4 protein-coding genes are annotated in these 6,000 nt (G+C 61.4%); all 4 read right to left on the bottom strand.

Features of this window, described 5'->3' with window-relative positions:
• Positions 1 to 31: 31 nt before the first annotated feature.
• From PMI24_RS18355 to PMI24_RS18340, 4 genes are read right to left on the bottom strand one after another with little or no spacing between them, the layout of a single operon-like run.
• Positions 32 to 1,003: an XdhC family protein gene (locus PMI24_RS18355; protein WP_007956475.1), complete on the bottom strand. Its 972-nt coding sequence runs from the start codon at positions 1,001 to 1,003 to the stop codon at positions 32 to 34.
• A gap of 2 nt (positions 1,004 to 1,005) precedes the next feature.
• Entirely contained in the window at positions 1,006 to 2,241 is a 1,236-nt protein-coding gene (locus tag PMI24_RS18350; RefSeq protein WP_007956474.1) for a c-type cytochrome, read from the bottom strand.
• Between the two features lie 2 nt (positions 2,242 to 2,243).
• The gene (locus PMI24_RS18345) at positions 2,244 to 2,783 is read right to left on the bottom strand and encodes a (2Fe-2S)-binding protein (RefSeq protein ID WP_007956473.1); all 540 of its coding nucleotides are present in this window, start codon (positions 2,781 to 2,783) and stop codon (positions 2,244 to 2,246) included.
• The gene (locus tag PMI24_RS18340) at positions 2,776 to 5,607 is read right to left on the bottom strand and encodes a xanthine dehydrogenase family protein molybdopterin-binding subunit (RefSeq protein WP_007956472.1); all 2,832 of its coding nucleotides are present in this window, start codon (positions 5,605 to 5,607) and stop codon (positions 2,776 to 2,778) included. The genes PMI24_RS18345 and PMI24_RS18340 overlap by 8 nt, the downstream gene beginning before the upstream one ends.
• Positions 5,608 to 6,000: the final 393 nt, after the last annotated feature.

Here is a 6,000-nt window from a genome sequence, read left to right as displayed (position 1 = left end):
AAACCTATTTCAGGACTAGACACAGCTCAAATCACAACTGATCCCGCGCAATCCCGCTGCGAATCCGCAGGATATCCGCGAGCACCGCCAAAGCAATTTCCGCCGGCGTCTTGCTGCCAAGGTTAAGACCGATCGGCGCATGAATCCGCCCCAGCTCGCTTTCACCCAGACCGCCAATCCGGCGCAAACGCTCGAAGCGCTTCTGCGATGTCTGCTGCGAGCCCATTACGCCAATGTAGAACGCTTCGGTGCGCACGGCTTCCATCATCGCCAGATCGTCGATACGCGGATCGTGGGTCAACGCCACCACCGCCGTATCACGGTGGCAACCGCCGTCGGCGATAAACACCGACGGCAATTGCCGGCGGATCTCCACGCCATTGAGCACCACGCCTTCCAGCACCTCTTCGCGCGGGTCGCAGAGAATGACTTCGAAGCCGAGACCGACCGCGAATTCCGCACAGGCCTGCGCCACGCTGGAATATCCCGCCAGCAACAAACGCTGAGCGGCGCCGATGCGGATCCGCACCCGGTCGATCTCACGCTCGATCCGCGCACCCTGCTCGCGATCGGCAAACAGGCTGCGCGCTCCGGTGGTCAGATCGACCTCGCGAATCAACCGGCGCTGCCCCAGCAACGCCGATTCGAGTTCACGCAGGTGCGCCTGCACATCGCAGCCGGCGTCAAATTTCTCTACCAGCACATCGAGAATGCCGCCGCAAGGCAGGCTGACCCGCGAACGCGGATCGTCACCTTCGCCATAACGCACGACATTGATCGCATCGAGAAACGCACCTTCGGCGACGCGCTCGAGAAAGTCTTCCTCGACGCAACCACCGGACAGCGACCCGATCCACTGTCCGCCGTCATTCACCGCCAGCAGTGAACCCGGCGCGCGCGGCGCCGAGCCGTAGGTGGTCAACACGGTGCAAAGCCAGATGCGCTGCCCCGCCGTCGACCACTCCAGCGCCCGACGAACCACTTGCAGATCGAGATGCTGCATGATCAGTGCGCCTTGTGCTCGATGGACGGGGCGTCAGCCTGAAGCTTCTGCACATCGCTGACCGCCAGTTCGGCCGACTGACCACCCCAACCCTGACGTAGGTAGTTCAGCAAATCGGTCAGTTGTTCAGCACTGAGCTTGTCGGCAAAACCCGGCATCGGCTGCATGTGTTCGAACCCGGCGAATTTCTGTTCGCCGATGCCATCCTCGACCACTCGCAACAGGTTGCGCGGGTCTTCCAGACGCAGCGTGGTGTTGCCGCGCATGGCCACCGCGATGTGCGGCTTGCCCTCGCCACCGGCCGCGTGACAGCCGGCGCAGACGTTCAAGTATTCCTGACGGCCGCGCTGAGCGCTGGCACTGAGTTTTTCCACCGGCACTTCGGCCAGTTCTTTCGCCGCCGGAGGCTTGTCGCCCAGCAGGAAAGTCGCCATCGCCGCCAGATCCGGATCATTCAGGCCCTGAGTGCTGTTGTGGAACACCGGGAACATCTCGTTGAACATCGTGCCCTGGGCGCTCATGCCGTGCTTGAGGAACGTGCTCAGGTCCTGATGATTCCAGCCGCGCGCCGCCAGATCCGTTGCCAGCAGGCTCGGTGCCAGATAGCCGTTGAGGATGCCGCCAGTCAGGCGCTTGTCCAACTGCATCGCGCCCGGCAAGCCGCGTGGCGTATGGCACTCGCCACAATGGCCGAGCACTTCGACCATGTACTGGCCGCGCTTCCAGGCCTCGCTTTTGCCTTCGGCAGGCTCCAGCTTCAAGGCTTTGCCGTACATCATGTTCCAGCCGATCAAGCCAGGACGCACGTTGAACGGAAAGCTCAGGCTGGTCACCGGCGCTGCACGCTCGATTGGCTCGATGGTTTTCAGATACGCGTGAATCGCATCCGAATCCGCACGCGGCATCAAGTGATACGAGGTGTACGGCATCGCTGGATAGAGGTTCGCGCCGTCACGACGCTTGCCTTCAGTCAGCGCAGCGAAAAACTCGTCGTCGTTGTACAAACCGATGCCGTGCTCTTTGCTTGGAGTAATGTTGGTGCCGTAGATCGTGCCGAACGGCGACACGATCGGCAGGCCGCCGGCAAAAGGCGCGCCGCCGGGCGCCGTGTGGCATGCCATGCAGTCAGCCGCGCGGGCGAGGTATTCGCCGCGCTTGACCTGATCATCCGCGTGCACCGCCAACACAGGCACAGCCAGCCCGACCGCCAGGGTCAGGCGGGTCAGTAATTGCTTCATGCTTAACCCTCCTTGACCAGGCCGAGATCGGTCAGCACGTTGCGGGTGGCGTTGTAGTAACGCACGTACCCGGTGCAGCGGCAGACGTGATGGCCGAGGCTGTCCTCGATGACTTGTTCCAGTTTGCTTTTGACGATTGGCTGGCGTTGCAGCTTTTCCACCAGCACGGTCGCGGCGTTGACGAAGCCCGGCGCGCAGTAGCTGCACTGGAAGGCGAATTCGTCGACGAAACGCTGCTGGATCGGGTTCAGCTCGGTGACCTGGCCTTGCTCGTCACGCTTGGCGTGGCCTTCGATGGTGCGGACTTTCTTGCCCTCGAAGTAATGCGCGCCGGTGATGCAGGTACGCACTTCTTCGCTGGTGCCGTCCGGGTTGTCGACGATCACCACGCAGGCGTGGCAGATACCCTGGCCGCAGCCCAGGCGCGAGCCGGTGAGGTTCTTGTATTCGTGCAGGTAATCGATCATCGGCAGGTCATCAGGGATGTCCACCGGGCCGACGGATTGACCATTGAGGGTCAGTTGAAGCGGACGGTTAGCCATTGAGGGCCTCCTTGATGCGCGCAGCAGTGATTGGCAGATCGCGAACACGTTTACCGATGGCATGGGCCACGGCGTTACCGATGGCGCCGACCACCGGGATCATCACCACTTCGGCGATGCCTTTGGACGGGTCGCTCGGGGACAGCGGCGGCAGGATTTCCGACGTCTGCTTCCACACCGCCACATGGCGCGCCATCGGCAGGCGATAACGGTTGAAGTTCCAGTCCCCCTCCCCCGGCCCGCCTTCGTACAGCGGCATCTCTTCCATCAAGGCGTGACCAATGCCCATGGCGATCCCGCCTTCGAGCTGGCCACGAACCAGCTCTTCGACCAGCACCCGGCCGCATTCCAGCCACGAGTGATGGTTAAGCACTTCGACTTCTGCCGAACCTTTGTTGACCTTCAACTCGACCAGCGTTGCGACCGGGCTGTAGTAGGTCACGGCGGCGTTGTTCAACTGAACCACCGGGTAGGCGATGTTCTGCCGATCCAGCAGGTGGAAACCGGCGCTGGTCATCTGCGCTTTCTTCGCCTTAGGGGCGCCGTCACCGTACTTCACCGCCAGACCGTCGAGCGGCAGACGCTCGCGCACGCCGTCGATGCTGTATTCGGCTTCTGCCCAGCTCCAGCGGTTGAAACCATGAACCGTGGCGCCAGTGACCAGACCGCGCTCGTGAGCACGCTTGGCCAGCTCTTCGAAGGTCAGCGGCTGCATACCGTTGGCGGTCAGTTTGCCGTCGACCCAATGCGCATCTTCGCGGCGTACCACGTAAGGGTTGGCCTGGCCACCGTACGGGCCCTGACGCCAGATCTCCAACGCCGCCGGCCACAGACCGTGGTTGAACAGCACGCGCGCCGCTTCACGGGTGGCGTGGCTGAAGTAGTAGGCGGAGTTGGTCGCGGACGAGGCCGATGCCAGCTTGCCGACCCAGCGCGGATTGCGCAGGAAGTTGTCCTGCTCGGCCTGGCTCATGATGTAAGGGTTGCCGGCGGTGACCAGCTGCATTTCATCCCACTCGGTTTCGCCGGTCTTCACGTCGTGAGCCGCGCTGCCGAGGAAGTCGGCTACCACCAACGCCTGCGAGGTGGACATGCCGGTACCGATTTCGATGCCAATGTGGCGCAGGGAAATGCGCCCGTCAGCGGTGAACTCGATGCTGGCCATCGGCGCTTCAGAACCGGTGCCGAAGTCTTTCTGGCAAATGGCGAAACCCACGCCATACCAGTTGTCCGGGTCTGCCGCTTCGCGCTGTTTCTTGATCGCGTCGCGGTTTTTCCAGACTTCGTGCAGCGAAGCCTTGTCGAGAATCTCGTGCAGGCGCAACGCACCCGCCGGGATCGCACCCTGGGTGTTTTTCATCCCAGAGCGCAGCGCGTTCTTGCGGCGCAGATCGATGGCATCGACACCAAGGCGATCGGCGATTTCGTCGACCATCATCTCGGTGGAAGCCATGCTCTGCAGCGTGCCGTAGCCGCGCATCGAACCCGCTTCAACGGCGCGGGAATGGTAAGCGGTGACCTGCAGGTCGTTCTGCGGCATGTAGTAGATCGACTGCGCCGCAGTAGCGCCAACGGCGGCGACCGACGGGCTGTAGTTGATCCGACCGCCACCGTCGACGCTCATTTCGGCACGGAAAATCTTGAAGCTGTGATCGGTCTTGTCCACCGCCAACTGGTAGCGGATGTCGAACGGGTGGCGCTTGATGCCGCTCTGGAACTGCTCGTAGCGGTCGTTGGCCAGGCGAATCGGCACGCCTGCGCCGTACAACGCCGCCAGGGCCGCGTAGTAGACGAAAATATTGTGGTCCTTGGAACCGTAACCGACGGTATAACCCGGGTGCATGTTCAGGTTGGCCAGACCGAAACGCGACGGCCCGATCATCTTCGCGGTCTCGGTGGCGGTTTCCAGCGGACACTGAGTGGCGACGACGAAATGCAGGGTCTTGGTCGCCGGGTCGTACCAGCCGTTGCCGTTGTCCGGCTCCATGGCGGCCGGTTCGATCGACGGGGTCTTGTAGCGCTCGTCGAACACCAGCCAGTTATCCGGCGGGGTGTCGATCTCTTTTTTCATGCGGTCGGCGTAGAACAGACCGCGTTCGGTCAGGTTGCCGTGCAGGTTCGGTTGGGAATTCCACACCGGACGACGGTTCTTCAGCATCGGGAACAGGATCGAGTCCTTGAGGCTGGCGAACTCGTCTTCGTCCGCCGACGTCGGGCCACCGACGCGCACGTAGCGGAAGCTGCCATAGGGATCGCCTTCGTAGAACGGTACTTGCGCACCGTAACGAATCGCTTTGTCATTGAATTTGAGTTTGTTCTTGGCCTGACGGAAACGCTCGAAGTCGTTCCAGATCAGGATCGCGACCGGGTGGCCGATGAACATCGGCACTTTGCCTTCCGGCAGCAGAGGATCCGGTGCGTGCTCTTCAGGGAACACGATGCCGTCCTTGTCCAGGTCGGCGGCGGTAACGATACGATCAGGCTGCAGATCGGCGCCGAGCCACGACAGGTCGTAGCCGTCGTAGATGCGGTCGGCCTTGATGGTTTTCAGCAACATGGCATGGCCTTGCTGCTGGGGCCAGCCCGGCATGTCCTTGGAACGGATGTCGCGGGCAAACACCTTGCTGCCGCAGACCTTGGACAAGGCATCGTTACGCTGGCGCGCCTTGCCGTTGTTGCCGAGCCACTGCTCGGACGGCACAGTCACGCTGTTTTCCATCAAGGCAGCCAGCGCCTGACTGCTGAGCGGCGTGAGCGTAACGCTCACACCCGCCACCAGCCCGCCCTGAAGGAACGAGCGCCGGGATATTTCACGGTTGGACATGGATCATCCTCTGGGCGGTTATGGATCCGCCCTTCTGGTTATCTACTGGGAATCTCGAGTCTTGCAGAAGCCCTTTTTGGCTAAACAAAGGGCGTGATGACAGTGCAAAGCTGACCGAAAGGTTAACTTTAAAGGTTTCTGCGCTCGCAGCAAACAACCAGTTACAAAAATTTGACCAAAGAATCAAAAATCAATGTGGCATCGCATCGCAGCGACCCATGGACGCAGGCCAGATTGCTAGGCGGCATCGAACGAGCCAAGGCTTACGATCATCGCTGAATTTCAGAGGAGGAATGTGGGAAAGGTCAAATTTCAGACACAAAAAACCCCGGTCTTTCGACCAGGGTCTTTGCTATCGAAGCCGAATCAACCAGCGGTTGCTTTCGGTGCTTC

The organism is Pseudomonas sp. GM25 (assembly GCF_000282255.1).
Classification (GTDB): Bacteria; Pseudomonadota; Gammaproteobacteria; order Pseudomonadales; family Pseudomonadaceae; genus Aquipseudomonas; species Aquipseudomonas aphyarum.
The sequence above is the reverse complement of the archived record's forward strand: the minus strand, read 5'-3'. Positions and strand labels throughout refer to the sequence as shown.

Excerpts from the sequence above, each read along its gene's own strand:
- PMI24_RS18350 (WP_007956474.1), bottom strand. The coding sequence starts at position 2,241 with ATGAAGCAATTACTGACCCGCCTGACCCTGGCGGTCGGGCTGGCTGTG.
- PMI24_RS18340 (WP_007956472.1), bottom strand. The coding sequence starts at position 5,607 with ATGTCCAACCGTGAAATATCCCGGCGCTCGTTCCTTCAGGGCGGGCTG.
- PMI24_RS18345 (WP_007956473.1), bottom strand. The coding sequence starts at position 2,783 with ATGGCTAACCGTCCGCTTCAACTGACCCTCAATGGTCAATCCGTCGGC.
- PMI24_RS18355 (WP_007956475.1), bottom strand. The coding sequence starts at position 1,003 with ATGCAGCATCTCGATCTGCAAGTGGTTCGTCGGGCGCTGGAGTGGTCG.